The sequence below is a fragment of the Streptomonospora alba genome (assembly GCF_000826685.1).
In the GTDB taxonomy this organism is placed as follows: Bacteria; Actinomycetota; Actinomycetes; order Streptosporangiales; family Streptosporangiaceae; genus Streptomonospora; species Streptomonospora alba.
Genome location: NZ_JROO01000018.1, coordinates 148,957 through 169,679 on the forward strand (window position 1 = coordinate 148,957; position 20,723 = coordinate 169,679).

Annotated in this window: 19 protein-coding genes; 12 read left to right on the plus strand and 7 right to left on the minus strand. The window is 73.2% G+C overall.

Going from position 1 to position 20,723, the window contains the following annotated elements; genetic code table 11:
• The first annotated feature begins 37 nt into the window (after nt 1-37).
• A complete protein-coding gene (locus LP52_RS10855; RefSeq protein WP_202966094.1) occupies nt 38-1,525 on the plus strand; it encodes a TldD/PmbA family protein in 1,488 nt (495 codons plus the stop codon).
• A gap of 5 nt (nt 1,526-1,530) precedes the next feature.
• Nucleotides 1,531-2,949: a metallopeptidase TldD-related protein gene (locus tag LP52_RS10860; RefSeq protein ID WP_052809707.1), complete on the plus strand. Its 1,419-nt coding sequence runs from the start codon at nt 1,531-1,533 to the stop codon at nt 2,947-2,949.
• Nucleotides 2,950-3,338: 389 nt separating this feature from the next.
• On the opposite strand, the gene LP52_RS10865 is transcribed toward LP52_RS10860, so the two are convergent.
• Complete coding sequence (locus LP52_RS10865) at nt 3,339-3,548, minus strand: dodecin (protein ID WP_040272914.1); 210 nt, start codon at nt 3,546-3,548, stop codon at nt 3,339-3,341.
• Between the two features lie 458 nt (nt 3,549-4,006).
• On the opposite strand from LP52_RS10865, the gene LP52_RS10870 reads away from it, so the two are divergent.
• Nucleotides 4,007-4,234, plus strand: coding sequence for a hypothetical protein (locus tag LP52_RS10870; RefSeq protein ID WP_040272916.1), 228 nt, complete (start codon nt 4,007-4,009; stop codon nt 4,232-4,234).
• A gap of 82 nt (nt 4,235-4,316) precedes the next feature.
• Entirely contained in the window at nt 4,317-4,997 is a 681-nt protein-coding gene (locus LP52_RS10875; RefSeq protein WP_052809708.1) for an MFS transporter, read from the plus strand.
• A gap of 77 nt (nt 4,998-5,074) precedes the next feature.
• Here LP52_RS10875 and mobA read toward each other — a convergent pair whose 3' ends face one another.
• The 3 genes from mobA to moaA form a co-directional block, all read right to left on the minus strand.
• Nucleotides 5,075-5,689 (minus strand): molybdenum cofactor guanylyltransferase, encoded by a 615-nt coding sequence (gene mobA, locus LP52_RS10880; RefSeq protein ID WP_040272917.1) that lies wholly within the window; start codon nt 5,687-5,689, stop codon nt 5,075-5,077.
• A 165-nt stretch (nt 5,690-5,854) separates the two neighbouring features.
• Nucleotides 5,855-7,042: an RtcB family protein gene (locus LP52_RS10885; RefSeq protein ID WP_040272920.1), complete on the minus strand. Its 1,188-nt coding sequence runs from the start codon at nt 7,040-7,042 to the stop codon at nt 5,855-5,857.
• Nucleotides 7,043-7,395: 353 nt separating this feature from the next.
• Complete coding sequence (gene moaA / locus LP52_RS10890; protein WP_040272921.1) at nt 7,396-8,385, minus strand: GTP 3',8-cyclase MoaA; 990 nt, start codon at nt 8,383-8,385, stop codon at nt 7,396-7,398.
• A 324-nt stretch (nt 8,386-8,709) separates the two neighbouring features.
• Here moaA and LP52_RS10895 point away from each other — a divergent pair, with 324 nt between their 5' ends.
• Nucleotides 8,710-9,192: a cation:proton antiporter regulatory subunit gene (locus tag LP52_RS10895; RefSeq protein ID WP_040272924.1), complete on the plus strand. Its 483-nt coding sequence runs from the start codon at nt 8,710-8,712 to the stop codon at nt 9,190-9,192.
• A gap of 8 nt (nt 9,193-9,200) precedes the next feature.
• On the plus strand, nt 9,201-10,376 hold the full coding sequence (locus LP52_RS10900) for a cation:proton antiporter (RefSeq protein ID WP_052809709.1): 1,176 nt from the start codon (nt 9,201-9,203) through the stop codon (nt 10,374-10,376).
• Between the two features lie 45 nt (nt 10,377-10,421).
• Here the strand turns inward: LP52_RS10900 and LP52_RS10905 are convergent, their stop codons facing one another.
• Entirely contained in the window at nt 10,422-10,901 is a 480-nt protein-coding gene (locus tag LP52_RS10905) for a DUF2000 domain-containing protein (protein WP_040273008.1), read from the minus strand.
• Nucleotides 10,902-11,004: 103 nt separating this feature from the next.
• Between LP52_RS10905 and LP52_RS10910 the strand changes: the two genes are divergently transcribed.
• A complete protein-coding gene (locus LP52_RS10910; RefSeq protein WP_084723109.1) occupies nt 11,005-11,547 on the plus strand; it encodes an Lrp/AsnC family transcriptional regulator in 543 nt (180 codons plus the stop codon).
• 110 nt (nt 11,548-11,657) lie between these two features.
• On the plus strand, nt 11,658-12,491 hold the full coding sequence (locus LP52_RS10915; protein ID WP_040272925.1) for an alpha/beta hydrolase: 834 nt from the start codon (nt 11,658-11,660) through the stop codon (nt 12,489-12,491).
• Here the strand turns inward: LP52_RS10915 and LP52_RS10920 are convergent.
• Both LP52_RS10920 and yczR read right to left on the minus strand, forming a co-directional pair.
• Nucleotides 12,479-14,371, minus strand: coding sequence for an AMP-dependent synthetase/ligase (locus LP52_RS10920; protein WP_040272927.1), 1,893 nt, complete (start codon nt 14,369-14,371; stop codon nt 12,479-12,481). The genes LP52_RS10915 and LP52_RS10920 overlap by 13 nt on opposite strands.
• Before the next feature lie 101 nt (nt 14,372-14,472).
• The gene (yczR, locus tag LP52_RS10925; RefSeq protein WP_040272928.1) at nt 14,473-15,897 is read right to left on the minus strand and encodes a MocR-like transcription factor YczR; all 1,425 of its coding nucleotides are present in this window, start codon (nt 15,895-15,897) and stop codon (nt 14,473-14,475) included.
• 107 nt (nt 15,898-16,004) lie between these two features.
• Here yczR and yczE point away from each other — a divergent pair, with 107 nt between their 5' ends.
• From yczE to LP52_RS10945, 4 genes are all read left to right on the plus strand, one after another.
• Nucleotides 16,005-16,685: a membrane protein YczE gene (gene yczE / locus LP52_RS10930; protein WP_052809711.1), complete on the plus strand. Its 681-nt coding sequence runs from the start codon at nt 16,005-16,007 to the stop codon at nt 16,683-16,685.
• Nucleotides 16,686-17,153: 468 nt separating this feature from the next.
• On the plus strand, nt 17,154-18,944 hold the full coding sequence (locus tag LP52_RS10935; protein WP_274518802.1) for a glycoside hydrolase family 15 protein: 1,791 nt from the start codon (nt 17,154-17,156) through the stop codon (nt 18,942-18,944).
• An 83-nt stretch (nt 18,945-19,027) separates the two neighbouring features.
• Entirely contained in the window at nt 19,028-19,762 is a 735-nt protein-coding gene (locus LP52_RS10940; RefSeq protein WP_040272930.1) for an MgtC/SapB family protein, read from the plus strand.
• Nucleotides 19,763-19,873: 111 nt separating this feature from the next.
• Entirely contained in the window at nt 19,874-20,548 is a 675-nt protein-coding gene (locus LP52_RS10945) for a uracil-DNA glycosylase (protein ID WP_040272931.1), read from the plus strand.
• Nucleotides 20,549-20,723: the final 175 nt, after the last annotated feature.

Genomic DNA, 20,723 nt, shown 5'->3' on the forward strand with positions numbered 1-20,723 from the left:
TGGCACCGGGGGGCGTGCTGTCGCTAGGTTGGCACCCGTGCCTGATATCGATGCTGACTTCCTCGCCCTGCCGATGCGGCGGCTCGCCGACGTCGCACTGCAGCGGGCCCGCGACCTGGGCGCCGACCACGCCGACTTCCGCCTGGAACGGATCCGGGGCCGCTATCTCGCTCTCACCGACGCCGAGCTGGACAGCGAGTCCGACAGCGACACCCTCGGGTTCGCCGTGCGGGTGGTCCACGGCGGCGTGTGGGGCTTCGCCGCCGCCACCGAGCTGAGCAGCGACACCGCCGCGGCCGTGGCCGAGCGCGCCGTGCAGGTGGCCACGGTCTCGGCCGCCGCCGCCACCGAGCGCATCGAGCTCGCCGCCGAGCCGACCCACTCCGACGTCAGGTGGGTCTCCACCTACGAGGTCGACCCCTTCGAGGTGGCCCCGCGCGAGCAGACGGCGCTGCTGGCCGGCTGGAGCCGCCGCCTGCTCAAGGACAGCCGGGTCGACCACGTCGACGCCTCGGTGCTGGCGGTCAAGGAGCAGAAGTTCTACGCCGACACCGCCGGCACGACCACCACCCAGCAGCGGGTGCGCATCGCCCCCGGGGTCGAGGTGTTCGCCACCCGCGACGGCGTGCTCGACAGCATGCGCACCATCGCGCCGCCCGCCGGGCGCGGTTGGGAGTACCTCTCCCAGGTCGAACCCCAGATCGATGCGCTGCCGGAGCTGCTCGCCGAGAAGCTGGCCGCGCCCAGCGTCGAGCCCGGCACCTACGACCTGGTGGTGCACCCCTCCAACCTGTGGCTGACCATCCACGAGTCCATCGGCCACGCCACCGAGCTGGACCGCGCGCTGGGCTACGAGGCCGCCTACGCCGGCACCTCCTTCGCCACCCCCGACCAGCTGGGCAGCCTACGCTACGGCTCGAAGATCATGAACGTCACCGGCGACCGCACCGTGCAGCACGGCCTGGCCACCATCGGCTACGACGACGAGGGCGTGGCCACCTCGTCCTTCGACCTCATCCGCGACGGCGTCCTGGTGGGCTACCAGCGCGACCGCCGCATCTCGCACCTGCAGGGCTATGCGTCCTCCAACGGCTGCGCCCACGCCGACTCTCCGGCCACGATGCCCATCCAGCGCATGGCCAACGTCTCGCTGGCCGCCGACCCGGACGGCCCCTCCACCGACGGGCTGATCGAGGGCGTCGAGAACGGCATCTACGTCGTCGGCGACAAGAGCTGGTCCATCGACATGCAGCGCTACAACTTCCAGTTCACCGGCCAGAGGTTCTACCGCATCGAGAACGGCCGCATCACCGGGATGCTGCGCGACGTCGCCTACCAGGCCACCACGACCGACTTCTGGGGTTCGATGGACGCGCTGGGCGGCCCGCAGACCTACGAGCTGGGCGGCTCGTTCATGTGCGGCAAGGGCCAGCCCGGGCAGGTGGCCGCGGTCAGCCACGGCTGCCCCAGCGCGGCCTTCTCCGGCATCCGCATCCTCAACACAGTGCAGGAGGCAGGCAATTGAGCGGCATGACTCCGCAGGCGGTGGTGGAGCGGGCGCTGGAGCTGGCGCGCGCGGACGGCTGCATGGTCCTGGTCGAGGAGGACGCGACCGCCAACCTGCGCTGGGCCGGAAACTCGCTGACCACCAACGGCGCCACGCGGTCCCGCACGGTCACGGTGATCGCGCTGCGCAACTCGGGCCGGGGCGTTTCGGTGGGGACGCGCACCCGCACCGGCGTGGCGGGCGAGGATCTGGAGGACCTGGTGCGCGCGGCCGAGAACGCCGCCGATCAAGCCCTGCCGACCGAGGACGCCGCTCCCCTGCTGGAACCCGATCACGCGCGGGTGCCCGAGGCCGCCGAATGGGACGCGCCGGTGCCCTCCACCGACATCTCGGTGTTCTCCGGCCTGGCGCCGGGACTGGGCCGTGCCTTCGAACGCGGCTCGGCGGCCGGGCGGCGGTTCTACGGCTACGCCGAGCACACCGTCTCCTCGCTCTTCTTCGGCAGCTCCGCCGGGGTGCGGCTGCGCCACGACCAGCCCTCGGGCACCGTCGAGCTCAACGCCAAGACCGGAGAGTCCTTCTCCGCCGCCGACGGCGGCCACTCGGCGTGGGTCGGCCGGGGCACACGCGACTTCGCCGATGTCGACGTCGAGGCGCTGGAGGACGAGCTGGCGCGGCGGGTCCGCTGGGCCCGGCGCCGCGTCGACCTGCCGGCCGGGCGCTACGAGACCCTGATGCCGCCCAGTGCGGTCGCCGACATGATGGCCGAGCTGTACTTCTCGGCCACGGCGCGCGACGCCGCCGAGGGGCGCACCGTGTTCTCGGGCGCCGAGGGCGCCGGTGCCACCCGCGTGGGCGAGCGGCTCGCGGGCATGCCGCTGACCCTGTTCAGCGATCCGGCCCACGCGGGGCTGGAGTGCGCGCCCTTCGTCGCGGCACCGGCGCCGGGGCGGCGGGTGACGGCGTTCGACAACGGGCAGCCGCTGGGGCGCACCGAGTGGATCTCCGACGGCAAGCTGACGTCGCTGACCCAGACCCGCCGCTCGGCGGAGCTGACCGGGCTGCCGCTGACCCCGCACATCGACAACCTGGTGCTGGAGGGCGGGGCCGCCACCGCGACGCTGGACGAGATGGTCGCCCAGACCGAGCGGGGGCTGCTGCTGACGTGCCTGTGGTACGTCCGCGAGGTCGACCCGCAGACCCTGCTGCTGACCGGACTGACCCGCGACGGCGTCTACCTGGTCGAAGACGGCGAGGTCACCGGCGCGGTGAACAACTTCCGGTTCAACGAGTCGCCGGTGTCCCTGCTCGACCGCGCCACCCAGTCCGGGGCCACCGTGCCGACCCTGGGCCGCGAGATCGGCGACAGCTTCCCCCGCACGGCCATGCCCCCGCTGCGGATCCCCGACTTCAACATGTCCACGGTCAGCCAGGCGTCCTGACACCGTTCGCGAAGGCGCGTGCTGCGTCCCGGTGCGCCCCGGAACGCGAGGAACCCTCCGAGAACGCCGGGGGCGGGGCACCGCAGCCTCCACGGCGACGGGCTGCGGCGGTCCCCGGCGGGTTCCTTCGAAAGGCGGTGCCGCTCCTGCCGGCCCTGGGCCCCTGGGCAGGCAGGAGGGCCGCGGCGTCCCCGGGCACGCTCCGCTCGGGGCGGGTGGCCGGCGGCGTGCTCCCAGGACCGGGGCCAGGAGGGTGCCGTGGACGAAGCACGGCGACGCAGGCAGGGGACGGCTCGTGGCCCCGGCCCAGGCCGCCGCCCCCGCGTCCGCACGTGTTTCACCGACGCTCCGAACGGACGGGAGCGGCGGTACGGGCAGTCGGGCCCGCGCTACTCGTCGAGGCGGAAGCCGACCTTCATACCCACCTGGAAATGGCCGATCGCGCCGTCCTCCAGGTGGCCGCGGATCTCGGTGACCTCGAACCAGTCGAGGTGGCGCACGGTCGAGGCCGTGCGTTCGATGCCGTTGCGGATGGCCTGCTCCAGGCCGTCGGGCGAGCTGCCGACGATCTCGGTGACGCTGTAGGTGTTGTGCGACATGGGTTCTGCTCCTCCTCGGACGTGTTGCCCCCACACTTGCCGCCGCCCCGGCGCCGCGGCACGGGGGCGCGCCGAGGCCACTGACCGCTTGGCGTTCCGTTAAGCACGATGTTGCACGCCCGTGGTCCGCGGCCGCTGCGGTGCGTGACACATGTGAAGCATGGGCACTTATTCACGTTTCGGGACTTTGGACTCACGGGCTACTGCACTCTCCCGAGATCACGTCGTAACTAAGTCTTGACGTACACAGGGGATGTGCCGTGTACATTGGGGTTCAGCGCTTCGGTCCCCCGTCGGAGCGCTGCCGCGGTGTTTCGAGCCCCCGTCGGAACACCGGTTGCGACGTCGGGTGGTTTGCCCCCGTAGCCACCCGACGTCGCTTTTTCATGTGCACCGCCCGGTACTTTGCGTAGCCGTTGCCGGGCGCGCCGGAGGACGAGCAGGAGGGGAGCACCCAGGTGACTGAAAGCGGAGCAGCGCCCGAGGACGAGGCGCCGCACTGCTCGCGCAAGGACTGCCGCGCCGACGCCGCGTGGGTGCTGGTGTGGAACAACCCCAAGGTCCACACCCCGGAGCGCCGCAAGACCTGGGTTGCCTGCGACGAGCACCGCGCCTACCTGGCCGAGTTCCTCGACAAGCGCGGGTTCCTGCTGGAGACCGTGCCCGTCGCCGACTTCGAGGGCTAGGTTCCCCTTCCGCCCTGCCGGTCCGAGTGCATGAGCTCCCTCGTGGGCGTTCGTACTGCTGTTCGCGCAGTACCTGCAGATCGTGCAGGGGCTGCCGCCGATCTGGGCCGGGCTGTGGATGGCACCCTACGCGGTCGCCGACATCGTCGGCGCCATGATCGCGCCGGCGGTGGCCGCCAAGCTGTCCGCCGACCGCACGATCGCGCTGGGCCTGTTGGTGGCCGCGATCGGGTTCGCGGTGTTCACCCAGGTAGGCGGCGAAGAGGGCCTGGTACTGGGCATCGTGGCCAGTGCGCTGATCACATTCGGGCTCAGCCCGCTCATGGTGCTGGTGATCGCAGCGGCGCCCAGGGAGCGCAGCGGATCGGCCTCGGCGATGTCGGAAACGTGCTCGGAGCTGGGCATGGCGATGGGCGTGGCGACGCTGGGCGCAGTCGGCACAGCCGTCTACCGCTCCGTGATCGAGCTGCCGGGGGGCGTCCCGGACGAGGCCGCCGAGGAGGCTCGCGAGGGTCTGCCCGGCGCCGCCGCGGCGGCCGAGGACCTGCCCCCGGACCTGGCCGGGGACCTGCTCGCTGCGGCGCAGAACGCGTTCATGACCGGCCTGTCGGCGGTCGGCTGGGCCAGCGCGGCCACGGCCCTGGGGATCGCGGTGCTCACCTCGCTGTTCCTGCAGCCCCGGGCCGAGCAGGCCGAGGACGGCGACGAGGGCGCCGCCGCCGAGCCGGGCCGGGACGGCGAGGTTCGTGCCGAGGACCGCTGACCCGCTGTCGCGTCCGGCAGTGCCCTGCCTGGGCGCGAGGGCGGCACGGACGGACGGGCACCGATCACGCAGACGGATCAATCGGGAAACCCGGACACCCCGTGCCCGCCGCCTTCCTCGCGTGCCGGGTCCTCGCCGGCCGCGCGCGCCAGCTCCTCCGGGGTGTCGCAGTCGAGCGCCGCACGCGCGAGTGCGCCCCGGGCCGCGACCTCCCGCGGCTCCAGCGGGCCCAGGAGGCCGCGCAGCGAGCGGCCGGTGTAGTCGGCCAGGGCGCCGCGCACCGCCGCGGCGCTCCACACGCCCAGCAGCCACTGCACGCGCTCCTGGGGATCGACGAGCACGGCCCCGCTGCGGCCCCGGGCCGCCCGGCGCAGGACGTCGAGATGCGCGGCCTCAAGAAAGGGCAGGTCGCCGGCGAGTAGCGCGAAGCTCGGCTGCTGCACGCCGTCGAGCCCGGCGCGCAGCGCGGGCACCGGGCCGGCGCCCGGCGGATCCTCGCGGACGTAGTGGGCGGCGGGGCGCTCGCGGGGCGGGCCGACGACGACGATGCGGCCGGCCGCGGCCGCGGCGGCGGCCACCCGCTCGATCAGGCTCACCCCGCCCACCTCCAGGCCGGGCTTGTCGCCGCCGCCCATGCGCCGGGCCGCTCCTCCGGCCAGGATCACCGCGTCGAACGGTTCGGGCTCGGTCATCGCGTCCCCTTCGCACCCGGAGGTCCGCCGCGGAGGCGGCGCCCGCCTTCAGCATGCCACCGCGCCCGGCGCGGCCCCCCGCCCCGCTCCCCCGCTCGCGATCCGAGGCGCGCGGGCCGCCGCACACGGATCCGGACGGCCCGCGGGCCCCCGGTCCTGCCGGCTTCAGCCCTTCACGCAGACGACCTGGCGCAGGTGCGCCACGACCTCGACCAGGTCGGTCTGGGCCTCGATCACCGCGGACAGGTCCTTGTAGGCGGCGGGGATCTCATCGAGGACGCCCGTGTCCGTGCGGACCTCCACACCCGCCGTCTGGGCGACGAGGTCCTCGCGGGTGAACCGCCGCTTGGCCCGGTTGCGGCTCATCCGCCGACCGGCCCCGTACGCCGCGGACTCGAACGAGTCGGGGTTGCCCAGCCCGCGCACGATGTAGGTGCCGGTGGCCATGGAGCCGGGGATGATGCCGTACTCCCCCTCGCCCGCGCGGATGGCGCCCTTGCGGGTGACCAGCAGGGGCACTCCGTCATGGGTCTCCTCCGCGACGTAGTTGTGGTGGCAGGAGACGGCGTCGCCGTACCGGACGCCGGGGATCCGCCGGCGCAGCACGTCGCAGGCCAGGCCCATCATGATGTCGCGGTTGCGGCGGGCGTACTCCTGGGCCCAGTACAGATCGCGCCGGTAGTCCTCCATCTCCCGGGTCCCGGTGACGAACGCCGCGAGGTCGCGATCGGGCAGGTCGCGGTTGTGCGGCAGGCCGCGGGCGCGCTCGATGTGGTACTCGGCGAGTTCCTTGCCGATGTTGCGCGAGCCCGAGTGCAGGACCAGCCACACGGCTTCGTCACCGTCCACGCAGACCTCGAGGAAGTGGTTGCCGCCGCCCAGGGTGCCCATCTGGTGCGCGGCGCGCTCGCGGCGCTTCTGCACGGGTCCGGCGAGGCGGTCGAACCCCGCCCAGAACCGGTCCCAGCCCGCTGTGGGCAGCCCGTGGACCTGCCGGGGGTCGACGGGGCGCTTGTGGGCGGCGAATCCCACCGGCACCGCCTTCTCCAGTGCCGAGCGCAGTTTCCCCAGGTCGTCGGGGAGATCGCCCGCCGCCAGGTTCGAGCGCACCGCGGTCATGCCGCAGCCGATGTCGACCCCGACGGCCGCGGGCGAGACCGCGTCGCGCGTGGCGATGACCGATCCCACGGTGGCGCCCTTGCCGTAGTGGACGTCGGGCATGACGGCCAGGCCGTGGATCCACGGCAGCCGTGTGGCGTTGAGCAGCTGCTCCATCGCCTGGGGCTCGACCGTGTCGGGATCGGCCCACATCCGGATGGGCACGCGCGTCCCCGCTACTTCGGTGTAGGACATGCGTCCACCTCCTCGCCTTCCCGCGCCGACACCACTACCCGCCCGTGCCCGTTGATCGAGCCGGAATCGCACGCGGTACCGCGATCCGGGTTCGCGCGCATGCTCCGGGCGGCCGAATCGGGTCCCGTACGAGGGGCGACGGCCGGGGCGAGCGTGGCTTCGGGACCGACGGGATCGGGACGAGCGCGGACCGCAGGATCGGGCACGCCCTGCGTCTGACCGCCCGGACGGGGTGATCGCCCAGCGGCAGCGGCCGAGGCACGAGGGCGCGACCGGTGGGTGGCCGGAGGCCCTCGCGGGCGGTCACGCCGGGTCCGCGGCCAGCGCGGCCGACCGCCGCGAAGGGACCCCGCTCAGCCGCCGATGGCCGACATGGGACGGGAGGGCTGCAGGAAGCTGGGGTCGTTGATGCCGTGGCCGGGCAGCTTGGTGGCCACCGCGGCCCGCCAGCGCTCGGCGATCTCCTCGTCGGTGCCGCCGCCGCGCAGCAGCGGGCGCAGGTCGGACTCCTCTCGGGCGAACAGGCAGTTGCGGATCTCGCCCTCGGCGGTCAGCCGCACCCGGTCGCAGGCGCCGCAGAAGGGGCGCGTGACCGACCCGATCACGCCGACGGTCTCGGGACCGCCGTCGACGTAGAACAGCTCGGCCGGCGCACTGCCCCGGGTCTGGTCGTCGGCGGGCCGGAGGTCGTAGACGGCGCTGAGGCGGTCGAGGATCTCGTCGGCGGTGATCATGGTGTCGCGGCGCCAGCCGTGCTGGGCGTCCAGCGGCATCTGCTCGATGAAGCGGAGCTGGTAGCCGTGTTCGAGGCAGTAGCGCAGCAGCTCGGGTGCCTCGGCGTCGTTGACGTCGCGCATGAGAACGGCGTTGACCTTGACGGGCGTGAGCCCGGCGGCGGCGGCTCCGGCCATGCCCTCCAGCACGTCGTTCAGCCGGCGGCGGCGGGCGAGCTGCTCGAAGGTGTCGGGGCGCACGGTGTCCAGGGAGACGTTGACGCGGTCCAGGCCGGCTTCGGCCAGGGCGGGGGCCGTGCGGTTCAGCCCGATCCCGTTGGTGGTCAGGGCGGTCTGCGGACGGGGGCGCAGGGCGGTGGCGGCGCCGACGATGCCGCTCAGTCCGCGGCGCAGCAGCGGCTCGCCGCCGGTGAAGCGGATCTCCTCGATGCCGAGCGCGGTGACGCCGATGCGGATGAGGCGGTTCACCTCGTCGTCGGTGAGGACCTCGTCCTTGGGCAGCCACTCCAGGCCCTCGGGCGGCATGCAGTAGGAACAGCGCAGGTTGCAGCGGTCGGTGAGCGATACCCTCAGGTCTGTGGCGACCCTTCCGTAGGAATCGGCCAGCATGGGGCGTCACCTCTCAGTTTCAGGCGGCCGTCCAGCCTCAGCGATGCGATGCGTCAGCGGTGACGTCACTTAGGTGGGTTCCCGGATCAGCTCCAACCTAAAGATGCCTGCTTCGTCGCATATGTAGACCACTGGACTGATATCGGCGATTGTTCCGTTCAGCGAACCATCGTCCGTATTGAGATCGTACTGCCGCAGCCACCGCCCTGTATACAATCCCACGAATCGTGTCGCCGCAGGGGCCCGGCCGATTCCGGCCGTCTCCGCGGCGGCCGACCGCGCGCCCCTGGGCGTGGCGGGCCGCGGCGCGGGAACATGGGCTGCATGGAGGTCACCGAGATCCTGCTGCCCGGGGTGGGCATCCGCTATGAGTTCACCACCTCGCGCGGCGCACGCGTGGGAGTGGTCGCCCGCCGCAGCGGCGACACCGAGCTGCTCATCTACGGCATAGGCGACCCCGACACCCCGCGCCACCTGCTGCACCTGGGGCGCGAGGAGTCCGAGGCCGTGGCCGAGATGCTGGGCGCGCCGCGGGTCGCCGAGCGCTTCGCCGACCTCACCCGCGAGGTCCCCGGCCTGGTCTCCGGCCAGATCGAGATCGGCGACGACTCGCCCTACCGCGACCACACGCTGGGCGACACCCGGGCCCGCACCCGCACCGGCGCGTCGATCGTGGCGATCGTGCGCGGCGAGTCCGTCATCGCCTCCCCCACCCCGGCGCAGTCGCTGCACGCCGGCGACGTGCTGGTGGTGGTGGGCACCGACGAGGGCATCGCCGGGGTCGAGCGCATCGTCGGCGGCGCCTAGGCCCCGCCGTGGAGATCTCCGTCCCCCTCTTCCTGGAGCTCGGCGCCGTACTGGTGGCCCTGAGCCTGGCCTCAAGCGTCGCACGGCGCTGGGGGCTGTCCCCGGTCCCGCTGTACCTGCTGGCGGGGCTGATGCTGGGCGAGGGCGGTGTGGCGCCGGTGCCGGCGGCGGGCGAGTTCATCGGCACGGGGGCGGCCATCGGGATGGTGCTGCTGCTGTTGCTGCTGGGCCTGGAGTTCTCCCCGGAGGAGTTCTCGCAGAGCCTGCGGCTGCACCTGCCCTCCTCGGTGCTGGACGCCCTGCTCAACGCGCTTCCGGGGGCGGCGGCAGGCCTGCTTCTGGGGCTGGACTGGCGTGGCGCCGTGGCGCTGGCGGGCATCACCTGGATCTCCTCCTCGGGCATCGTGGCGCGGCTGATCAACGATCTGGGGCGGCTGGGCAACCGCGAGACGCCTTCGGTGCTGTCGCTGCTGGTGCTGGAGGACATCGCCATGGCGGTTTACCTCCCGCTGCTGGGCGCGGCGGTGATCGGCAGCACGCTGGGGCGCACCACGTTCACTCTGGCCACTGCCCTGCTGGCGGTGGCGGTGGCGCTGTTCGCCTCGCGGCGGCTGCACGGGCCCATCAACCGCGTCCTCGACACCGGCGACTCCGAGCAGTTCCTGCTGCGCATCCTGGGCCTGACCCTGTTGGTGGCGGGCGCCGCCGAGGCCGCACACGCCTCGGCGGCGGTGGGCGCCTTCCTGGTGGGGCTGGCGTTGAGCGGGCAGCTCGCCCAGCGCACGCGGGTGGCCGTCGAGCCGCTGCGCGACCTGTTCTCACTGGTGTTCTTCCTGGCCATCGGGTTGACGATCGACCCGCGCAACCTGCTGCCGATGCTGCCTGCCGCGGCCGCGCTGGCCGCCGTGACGGCGGTGACCAAGACGGCTGTGGGCTACTACGCCGCCGGCCGCGACGGCGTCGGCCGCCGCGGGCGGCTGCGCGCGGGCACCGTGCTCATCCCGCGCGGCGAATTCTCCGTGGTCATCGCTGGCCTGGCCGCCGGCGTCGCGCCGGAGCTGGTGCCCTTCGCCGCGGCCTACGTGATCATCCTGGCCGTGGCCGGTCCGGTCATCACCTTCCTGGCGGGCGGGATGCGCACCCCCGTCTGGGCGGGCGGCACACGCAACGGCGCCGAGGCGTGATCCGCCGGCGCACCGGCGGAGGCCCCACGGGGGGCTGCAGCCGGATCAGGACAGCAGGCTCAGGCCGCGCACCATCTTGGAGACCCGGTTGCGGGGCCCGACCAGGCTGAGCGCGGAGTAGCCGAGCTCGGCGCCGGGCGTGGTCGCCACACGTTCGAGGTACGCGTCGTAGACGCGGGTCTGCTGAGCCGCGGCGGGCATGTCGGCGATGTGGACGCCGTCGGAGGCCGCGGCCCGGGAGCGCAGCGCGGCCAGCTGCTCTGCGGTGGCGGACAGGATCGTGCAGCCCGCCCACGGCAGCCCGGGGTGCACCGACCCGTCGGCGTCCTCGGCATCGGGGCCCACGAGGCCGACCACGGCCTGCGAGGTCGCGGCCGCCACGCACACGGCGGCGTTGACCGCGCGGCCGGGCGGCGTCCCCTCCTCCACCACCACGACCCACTTCAGCCGCGCGGCGCGGGTGGGCTCGCCGGTGGCCACCTCGTCGGGGGCGAATCCGACCGTACTTGTCGAGGTGTCAGCCATGAACAGCTCCTTGGTGTCGAACATACGGACAACAAGGAACAAGCTAGACGCATACCCATGGGCGATCCAGCACTCCCGTATTCAATACGGCTACGGTGGCAGGATGGAGCCTCTCGACGCACTTGATACGGCGATCCTGCGGGAACTGCAGCACGATGCACGGCGCACCAACCGCGACGTGGCCGCCGCCGTCGGCGTCTCCCCGACCACGGCGCTGGACCGCACCCGCTCGCTGTACCGGCGCGGCGTCGTCCGGGGCGCGCGGCTCGACGTCGACCTGGCCTCGATCGGCCGCCCGGTCCAGGCGCTGATCGCGATCCGGATCCGCCCGCCGGCCCGGCGCAACATCGAGGCGTTCCGCAACTGGGTCAGCCGGCTGCCCGAGACCCTCGGTGTCTTCGTCACCAGCGGCACCGACGACTTCCTCGTCCACGTCGCGGTCGCCGACAACGAGGCCCTCTACAGTTTCGTCATCGACAGGCTCACCGAACGCGGCGAGGTCGCCGACGTGCGCACGTCGGTCGTCTACGAGCATTTGCAGAACGACGGCGTCGCGCCGCCGCAGTCCGCGCCCGGCGCCGCCCCGCGCCGCGCGGGCGGCCCGCAGCCGGGGCGCCGCCGCGGGCCCGGGACCGACGGCCGGTAGAAGCCCTCCCGACGGGCGCCGGACCGTGCCGGGGTGCGGGCCTGCACAGGTGCGGGGCGGGGTCGTAGGCTGCCCGCGACACGATCGTCTCGAACAGCTCAGGAGTGGCAGTGGTCGTATCGCGCGCATGGGAGCTTCCCGGCGGCAGCAACGGTTCCGAGCGCCTGCACGCGCGGGCGTGGGCGCCGCAGAGCGCCGAGCCGACGTGGCTGGCGGTGCTGGCGCACGGCTACGGCGAGCACATCGGCCGCTACGAACACGTCGCCGGCGCGCTGGCCACCGGCGGGGCCGCGGTCTACGGGCTCGACCACCGCGGGCACGGCCGGTCCTCGGGCGAGCGGGTGCTCGTCGACGACTTCGACGGTGTAGCCGAGGACGTGCACCGGCTGGTCACCCAGGCCCGCAGCGCCTACCGCCGGCTTCCGCTGGTGCTCATCGGCCATTCCCTGGGCGGCATGATCGCCGCGCGCTACGCCCAGCTGCACCCCGGCGAGCTCGCGGGACTGGCGCTGTCGGGCCCGGTGCTGGGCCGGTGGAGTGCGGCCGAGCGGCTGCTGGCCGCCTCCGAGATCCCCGACGAGCCGCTCGACCCCTCGACGCTGTCGCGCGACCCGCAGGTGGCGGCCGACTACACCGCCGACGACCTCGTCTGGCACGGCCCGTTCAAGAGGGGGATGCTGGAGGCGATCGAGGCGGCGCTGGGGCGCATCCGCGAGCACGGCCCGCTGGAGACGACCCCGCTGCTGTGGGTGCACGGGTCCCAGGACCGCCTGGTACCGATCTCCGACACCCGCGTCGGCGTCGAGGAGCTCGCCGGCGAGGACGTGGCGGTGCGCATCTTTCCGGGCGCCCGGCACGAGGTCTTCAACGAGACCAACCGCGACGAGGTGCTGGAGGAGGTCGTGCGCTTCGCCAAGCGCTGCGCCGGCGTTCAGTCGGCGTAGAGGCCGTCGATCGCGTCGGCGTACTTGTGCTGGACGATCCGGCGCTTGAGCTTGAGCGAGGGGGTCAGCTCCTCGCCCTCCACGGTCCACTCCACCGGAAGCAGCCGCCAGCGCTTGACCTGCTGGACGCGGGCCAGCCGGGCGTTGGCGGCGTCGACGGCCCGCTGCACCTCCGCCAGCACCTGCGGGTGCTCGGCCAGGGCGGCCGTGTCGGTCTCGGCGATGCCGCGCGCCGACGCCCAGCCCGGTACGGTCTCGGCGTCCAGCGTCAGCAGCGCCACCGGGTAGGGGCGCCCGTCGCCGCAGAGCATGGCCTGTCCGATCAGCGCGTTCTCCTTGAGGAGGTTCTCGACCGAGGCGGGGGCGATGTTCTCGCCGCCGGCGGTGATGATCAGCTCCTTCTTGCGGTCGACGACGTACAGGAACCCGTCGTCGTCGATGGAGCCGAGGTCGCCGGTGTGCAGCCAGCCCTGGGCGTCGAAGAGCGCCTCGGTGTCCTCGGGCCGGTTGAGGTAGCCGGCGGTGTTGACGGGGCCGCGCACCAGGATCTCGCCGTCGCCGGCGATCGCCACCTCCATGCCGTCGGAGGGCCGGCCGACGCTGCCGAATTTGTAGGCGTCGTCGCGGTTGAGTGTGACCGCGCCGCAGTTCTCGGTCATCCCGTAGACGTCGCGCACCAGCACGCCGAGCCCGCTGAAGAAGCGCAGGGTCTCCGCGGGCATGGGCGCGGCGGCGGTGGTGAAGCTGGTGCAGCGGTCCAGGCCGACCAGGGCGCGGATCGGCGCGAGCAGCTTCTCGTCGGCCTCGGCGAAGCGCTGCTCCAGTTCGGCGCTGCGGCTGCCGCCGTACTGGCCCGCCTCCAGGTAGGCGCGGGCCGTCGCGGCCGCGTCGTCCACGGCCTTGCGCTGCTCCTCGGGCGCGGCCGCCAGTGCGGCCGACAGTCCCGATTGCAGCTTCTCCCACACGCGGGGTACGCCGAACAGCGTGTGGGGGCGCACCATGCCCAGGTAGGCGCCCAGTTGGGTGGGGTCGGGGCAGAAGTGCAGGTGCCCGGCGACGCGCAGCGGCAGGTAGACGCTGAGGACGCGTTCGGCGATGTGGGCCAGCGGCAGGTAGGAGATCGACGATCCGCCCACGGGAACATCGTTTGCGCGCAGCGTGGCGGTGGCCTGGAACAGCACCTGGCGGTGGGTCTCGGGCACGCCCTTGGGCCTGCCGGTGGTGCCGGAGGTGTAGAGCAGGGTGGCGGTGTCCTCGGGGCGCAGGGCGGTCATGCGCTCGTGCACGGGCGAGGGGTCGGCGGCGTAGGCGTCGCGCCCGCGGCGGCGGAACTCGCTCCAGCCGACGAACGCGGCGCCGCCGGCGACGGGTTCGGCCGGCACCGCGTCGTCGTCGAGCAGGACCACGGTGTGCAGGTGCGGCAGGTTCTCCAGGGCCGGGCGCCAGCGCTCCAGCTCGGCGGCGCCCTGCAGTACGGCCACGGAGGCGCCGCAGTCGTCGGCGACGAAGGCGACCTGCTCGGGCGCGAAGGTGGCGTAGACGGTCAGGGGTACACCGCCGGCGTGCACGGCGCCCATGTCGGCGACGAGGTGCTCGGAGCGGTTGGGCAGCATCAGGGCCACGATCTCGCCGGGCAGCAGGCCGCACTCGACCAGGGCCGCCGCGGTCTCCAGCGCGGCACGGCGGTACTCCGCCCACGTCAGCGTGATCCACTCGGGGTCCGATCCCCCGGGGGCGCGCTGGGAGAGGGCGGGCTTCTCGCCGTGCTCCTCGGCCGTTCGGCCCAGCCAGTCCACGAGGGTGAGGCCGTCGATCTCCGCGTCGACCTCCCGCCGCTTGTGCAGGATGTCGCTGTCGGTGCCGCTGGCGCTCTGCTGCATTGAGACCCCCGATCGTGTCCTGGGTCACCCGTCGTGGGACTTATCGGACCACGGCGGCGCGGGAGCCGCAAGGCTGCAACCGCCGAAACCTCGCGCCCGGCTCAGCCGTAGAGGCCGGCGCGGGGGCGGTCGGGGCGGCTGCGGGCCTCGGCCCAGGCGCGGGCCAGCCGGTCGACGCCTTCGGCCAGCACCTCGGGCGGCTGGGCGTAGGACAGGCGCACGCGCCTCTCCAGCGTGCCGTCGGTACCGAACAGCGGCCCGGGCGCCAGGTGGACGCCGTGCCGGGCCGCGGCCTCACCCAGCGCGCTGGCGGCGGCGCGGGGCAGCCCCGCCCACAGCACCAGCCCGCCCGAGGGCCGGGTGAACTCCCAGTCGGGCAGCTGCTCGCGCAGCGCGGTGACCAGGGCGTCGCGGTTGCGGCGCAGCTGGCGGCTGCGTTCGGCGCGGATGCGCAAGGTGTCGGCGAGCAGGTGGGTGACGGTGAGCTGGTCCAGCAGCGAGCTGGACAGGTCCAGGCGGTGGCGGGCGGCGCTGAGCCGCTCGACCATGGGCGGGGTGGTGCGCACCCAGCCGATGCGCAACCCGCCCCAGAAGGTCTTGGCGGCCGAGCCGACGGTGAACACGCGGCCGTCGGAGTCGTGCGCGGCCAGCGGTGCGGGCAGGTCGCCGGAGTCGATCGCAAGCTCGGCCACGCCCTCGTCCACGATGAGCGCGGTGCCGGCGCGGCGGGCCCCGGCGACCACGGCCGCGCGCTCGTCGTCGTCCATCAGCACGCCGGTGGGGTTCTGGAAGTCGGGGATGAGGTAGGCGAGGGCGGGTTTGATGCGCAGGAAGGCGTCGAGCACGTGGTCCATGTCCCACCCCGAGGGCGTGACCCCCACGGTGCGTACGCGTGCCTCCAGCCGCCGCGCGGCGTCCAGGGCGTTGGGGTAGGTGGGCGACTCCACCAGCAGGCTGTCGCCGGGCTCGGTGAGCAGGTCCATCAGCAGCGCGACGGCGTGCATGGCGCCGCCGGTGACGAAGATCTGCTCGGGGGCCGTGGGCAGGCCCCGCTCGACGTAGCGCCGGGCGATGGCGTGGCGCAGTTCGGGCAGGCCGCGGGGGCTGTAGCCGATCCCGCCGACGTGGGCGGCCAGCTGGTCCACCGCCAGGCGGGCGGCGGACTGGATGCCGTCGACGGCGGCCGGTGCGGCCACGCCCAGGTCGATGCTGTCGGTGCGGGGCATCAGCACGCCCGATCCCGCGCCGCCGTCGGGCAGCACCGTCCAGCTGCCGGCGCCCTGGCGGCTGTCCAGGAAGCCGTTCTCACGCAGCCACGAATAGGCGGCGGTGACGGTGTTGCGGCTGACACCCAAGGCGGCGGCGAGGTCCCGCTCGGCCGGCAGGCGGGTGAAGGTGGGCACCCGGCCGTCCAGGACGAGGCCGCTGACCGCCCGGCCCAGCGCGAGGTAGTAGGGCCGGCCCTCGATCGCGGAGCCGACGAGCCGGGCGAGGAGATGTCCGTTGATCCGGCGCTCACCAACCACGTGGGGTGCCACTTTCCTGAATTGGCGCTTTATTTCCCGGACTGAGCGGGGCCAACATTACCCGAGTGGCCCACCGGCTGCGCGCTGCGACTCGGAAAGGCGTCGACGTGTCCACTCCCGCCCGCACGGCCGTGCTCGTCCGGCGACTGTTCCTGCACCCGCTGCTGCCCCCGCCTCGGGCGCGCCGGCTCGTGCAGCTGTATGCGGGCCTGTGCGCCTTCGGGCTCGGCTGCGCACTGCTGATCGCATCGCGGCTGGGGGCGATGCCCTGGGACGTGCTGCACCAGGGCCTGGCCCAGCGCACCGGCCTGTCGGTGGGCGCGTGCAGCATCCTGACGGCCGGCGCGGTCATGCTGCTGTGGGCGCCGCTGCGCCAGCGGGTGGGGCTGGGGACCGTCAGCAACGCCGTGGTGGTGGGGCTGGCGGTGGACGCCTCGCTGTGGCTGCTGCCCGAGGTGGAGAGCCTGGCGGCACGCTGGATCGCCCTGGCGGCGGGGACCGTGCTGACCGGACTGGCCACGGGCTGCTACATCGGCGCCCGGCTGGGCCCGGGCCCGCGCGACGGGCTGATGGTCGGGCTGGCCGAACGCACCCGCCTGTCGGTGCGCACGGCCCGCACCGGAATCGAGGTCGCCGTGGTGGTCGCCGGCGCCCTTCTCGGCGGCACGGTGGGAATCGGCACTCTGCTGTTCGCGGTGGCCATCGGCCCCCTGGCCCAGCTCGCGCTGCCGCTGCTGCGCGTGGGGCCGGCGGACCCGGCGGCGGCCCAGGCGGGCACGAGCCGCTGAGACGCCCGCAGGGGCGCACGGCCACTGCCGCCACGGAAACGGATGGGCCCGAAACCCGGGATCGGGTCCGGCTGCCACAGGGCCGCACCCCGGGGTCGTATCACGTCGAAATAACGGATTCCCAGGCACGAACCCCCTGGTAGGGGCCTGGTTCCGTTGTCCCGACGGACCTGTTCGGAGCCCCGCGCGCCCCCCGGCACCGCGGGTTCTTCCCCGGACCGCACCGCGGGTATCTGCTAAGGCACATTTGCTCCGCCCTCCACCAGGGAAAGCGCTTCAGCCGGTACCGTGACCACAGTGGGCGGTACATGCCGCCCGCCAGCCGACCGGCCCACCGCGACACCGGCCCGGCGCGGATACCGTCGCCGAGGGGCACGCATGCACCGCTCTCGACGGTCCGCGGGGCGGCCCGGAGTTGGATACGGTACGTCCGCGGACGTGATCTTGGTAGAGAAGGGGGTGAGCCGCGTGTCCGGCTGGATTGAGGATTACGCGCTGATCGGCGACATGCAGACCGCAGCTCTCGTGGGGCGCGACGGCTCCGTGGACTGGCTCTGCCTTCCCCACTTCGACTCCCCCGCCTGCTTCGCCGCACTGCTGGGCGACGAGCAGAACGGCAACTGGTGGATGCGTCCCGCCAACGGCGAGCCGCGCGCCACACGGCGGCGCTACCGCCCCGAGACGATGATCCTCGAATCCGAGTGGGACACCCCCGAAGGGTCGGTACGGGTCATCGACTTCATGCCGCCGCGCGGCGGCGCCCCCCACATCGTCCGCATCGTCGAGGGCCTGGCCGGCACCGTGCGCATGCAGACCGCGCTGCGGCTGCGCTTCGACTACGGCAACGTCGTCCCCTGGATCCACCGCAGCGGCACCGAACTGGTGGCCATCGCCGGGCCCGACGCGGTGTGGATGAGCTCCCCCGTGCCGCTGGAAGGCCACAACTTCCTGCACGACGCCACCTTCACCGTCAGCGCCGGGCAGCGGGTCCCCTTCGTCATGACCTGGCACCCCTCCCAGGTGGAGGAGTCCGACCACCTCGACGCCGAGAAGGCCCTGTCGCGCACCGAGCGGTTCTGGCGCCGCTGGGTGGACCAGTGCACCTACGAGGGCGAGTACCGCGACGCCGTCGTGCGCTCGCTGATCACCCTCAAGGCGCTGACCTACCGCCCCAGCGGCGGCATCGTGGCATCGCCCACCACCTCCCTTCCTGAGGACATCGGCGGCGTGCGCAACTGGGACTACCGCTACTGCTGGCTGCGCGACGCCACCATCACCCTCGAAGCGCTCATCCGCAGCGGCTACACCGACGAAGCCCAGGCCTGGCGCGAGTGGCTGGTGCGCGCAGTGGCCGGCGAACCCCAGCACATGCAGATCATGTACGGAGTGCGGGGCGAGCGGCGGCTGGCCGAGTGGGAGGCCGACTGGCTGCCGGGCTACGAGGAGTCCCGCCCCGTGCGCATCGGCAACGCCGCCGTGGGCCAGTACCAGCTCGACGTCTACGGCGAGGTCATGGACGTGCTGCACCTGGCGCGGCGCAGCGGCCTGCAGGGCGGCGAGCACGTGTGGGGGCTGCAGCGCTCCCTGGTCAACTACCTCGAATGGTGCTGGGACGAGCCCGACGAGGGCCTGTGGGAGGTCCGCGGGCCGCGCCAGCACTTCGTGCACTCCAAGGTGATGGCCTGGGTGGCCGCCGACCGCGCGGTGCGCGCGATCGAGGACTTCGGCAAGGAGGGGCCCATCGAGCGCTGGCGGGCTCTGCGCGACACCATCCACACCGAGGTCTGCGAGTACGGCTACGACGCCACGCGCAACACCTTCACCCAGTACTACGGCAGCAGGGAACTCGACGCCGCGCTGCTGCTGATGCCCGAGGTCGGGTTCCTGCCCTACGACGACCCCCGCATCGTCGGCACGATCGAGGCCATCCGCGACGACCTGATGGTCGACGGCTTCGTGATGCGCTACCGCACCGACCGGGAGGACGTCGCCGACTGCCTGCCCGGCGACGAGGGCGCGTTCCTGGCGTGCAGCTTCTGGATGGCCAACGCACTGCTGTCCATCGGCCGCGAGAAGGAGGCCCGCGACCTGTTCGACCGGCTGCTGGCGCTGCGCAACGACGTGGGACTGCTGTCGGAGGAGTGGGACGCCACCGAGGGGCGCCAAGTGGGCAACTTCCCGCAGGCCTTCAGCCACGTGCCCCTGGTCACCACCGCCCTGAACCTGTCCCATCAGAACGGCCACCGGCGGGGCGGCTGAACCACCCGGCCGCGGGCGGATCCGCCCGCGGCCCGTGCCGATTCGGGCGGGACAGCGCTCCTGCTACGGGGTAGCTGGCGGTCATGAACGACTTCGCGCAGGTCCTCCTGCAGGGCCAAGGCTGGCCGCAGCTGACGGCGCTGGCCGTCGCACTGGTGCTGTGCACGCTCATCGGCCTGGAGCGCGAGCTGCGGCAGAAGAACGCGGGGCTGCGCACCCACACCCTCGTGGGGATGGGCGCGGCCCTGTTCATGGTGGTCAGCAAGTACGCGTTCTTCGACGTCATCGAGCACGACGAGATCACGCTCGACCCCTCGCGCGTGGCCGCGCAGATCGCCTCGGGCATCGGCTTCGTCGGCGCCGGCGTCATCTTCGTGCGCCAGGACATCGTGCGCGGCCTGACCACGGCGGCGACGATCTGGGTGGCGGCCGCGGTGGGCACCGCCGCCGGAGCCGGCCTGTGGCTGGTCGCCGCCGCGGTGACCGCCGCCCACTACCTGGTCTCGCTGGGCTATCCCCCGCTGCTGCGGCTGATCACCCGCCGCCGCCCGCTCACCGCCCCCATCCGGGTGGCCTACCAGGACGGCCGCGGCGCGCTGCGGGCCATCCTCACCGAGGTCACCGGCCGCGGCTACGCCGTGCAGGAGGTCGACACCCAGCGCCGCGACGCGGGCGACACCGAAGGCGGATTCATCGACCTGACCCTGCACGTGCACGGCGGTACCCGGGGCACGCCCATGCAGGAGCTGGCGGCGGCGCTTGCGGAGACGGCCGGAGTGGTGTCGGTGCGCATCGGCGAGCCGAACAACGAGGAGTAGCCGGGAGTACGGCGCGGTGGTCCGCGGGCGGCGCGAACCGCCCGCGTCGCCGGGTGTGCGGGCTTGGCCGAGGCTGCACGCCGTGTCGCCGGGGGCCGCTAGGGTGCTGCCATGTCAGGACGATCCTTGAACGAGATGATGGACGACGGCTGGGCCGAGGCGCTCGCCCCCGTCTCCGACCAGATCGGCCGGATGGGCGGCTTCCTGCGCCAGGAGATCGCCGAGGGCCGCACCTACCTGCCCTCCGGCGACAACGTGCTGCGCGCCTTCCAGCAGCCCTTTTCGGACGTACGGGTGCTCATCGTCGGGCAGGACCCCTATCCCACCCCCGGCCATGCTGTGGGGCTGAGCTTCTCGGTGGCGCCCGACTGCAAACTCCCGGGCAGCCTGCGCAACATCTTCCAGGAGTACAGCGACGACCTCGGTCTGCCGATGCCCTCCACCGGCGACCTGACGCCGTGGACCAAGCAGGGCGTCCTGCTGCTCAACAGGGCGCTGACCGTGGCGCCCGGCAAGCCCGCCTCGCACCGCGGCAAGGGCTGGGAGGAGGTCACCGACCAGGCCATCCGCGCCCTGGCCGAGCGCGACGCCCCGCTGGTGGCCATCCTGTGGGGCCGCGACGCCCGCAACCTGCGCCCGCTGATGCCGGGCGTGCCGTGCGTGGAGTCCACCCACCCCAGCCCGATGTCGGCCAAGAACGGCTTCTTCGGCTCCCGGCCGTTCAGCCGCGCCAACAAGCTCCTGGAGGAGCAGGGCGCCGAGCCGCTGGACTGGCGGCTGCCGTAGGGCCGGTCCGGTCCCGCGGCTCTGGGAGCGGTGTGCGGCAGGGCCGCGGGCTTCGGTGCCGCGGGCCCCGGCGGGCGAGCCACGGCGCGGGCCGCCCGGCTCTTCTGCCGCTCCGCCGTTGGGCCGGCGCGCGGCCGGATGCGGCCGCATGCGGGGCTGCGGAGGGGTTTCGGGT

Bases quoted from the DNA above. Each gene is read 5' to 3' on its own strand.
- LP52_RS10860 (WP_052809707.1), top strand. From the start codon at position 1,531: ATGACTCCGCAGGCGGTGGTGGAGCGGGCGCTGGAGCTGGCGCGCGCG.
- LP52_RS10945 (WP_040272931.1), top strand. From the start codon at position 19,874: ATGTCAGGACGATCCTTGAACGAGATGATGGACGACGGCTGGGCCGAG.
- LP52_RS10940 (WP_040272930.1), top strand. From the start codon at position 19,028: ATGAACGACTTCGCGCAGGTCCTCCTGCAGGGCCAAGGCTGGCCGCAG.
- moaA (WP_040272921.1), bottom strand. From the start codon at position 8,385: ATGCTGGCCGATTCCTACGGAAGGGTCGCCACAGACCTGAGGGTATCG.
- mobA (WP_040272917.1), bottom strand. From the start codon at position 5,689: ATGACCGAGCCCGAACCGTTCGACGCGGTGATCCTGGCCGGAGGAGCG.
- LP52_RS10865 (WP_040272914.1), bottom strand. From the start codon at position 3,548: ATGTCGCACAACACCTACAGCGTCACCGAGATCGTCGGCAGCTCGCCC.
- LP52_RS10885 (WP_040272920.1), bottom strand. From the start codon at position 7,042: ATGTCCTACACCGAAGTAGCGGGGACGCGCGTGCCCATCCGGATGTGG.
- LP52_RS10920 (WP_040272927.1), bottom strand. From the start codon at position 14,371: ATGCAGCAGAGCGCCAGCGGCACCGACAGCGACATCCTGCACAAGCGG.
- LP52_RS10905 (WP_040273008.1), bottom strand. From the start codon at position 10,901: ATGGCTGACACCTCGACAAGTACGGTCGGATTCGCCCCCGACGAGGTG.
- LP52_RS10895 (WP_040272924.1), top strand. From the start codon at position 8,710: ATGGAGGTCACCGAGATCCTGCTGCCCGGGGTGGGCATCCGCTATGAG.
- LP52_RS10910 (WP_084723109.1), top strand. From the start codon at position 11,005: ATGGAGCCTCTCGACGCACTTGATACGGCGATCCTGCGGGAACTGCAG.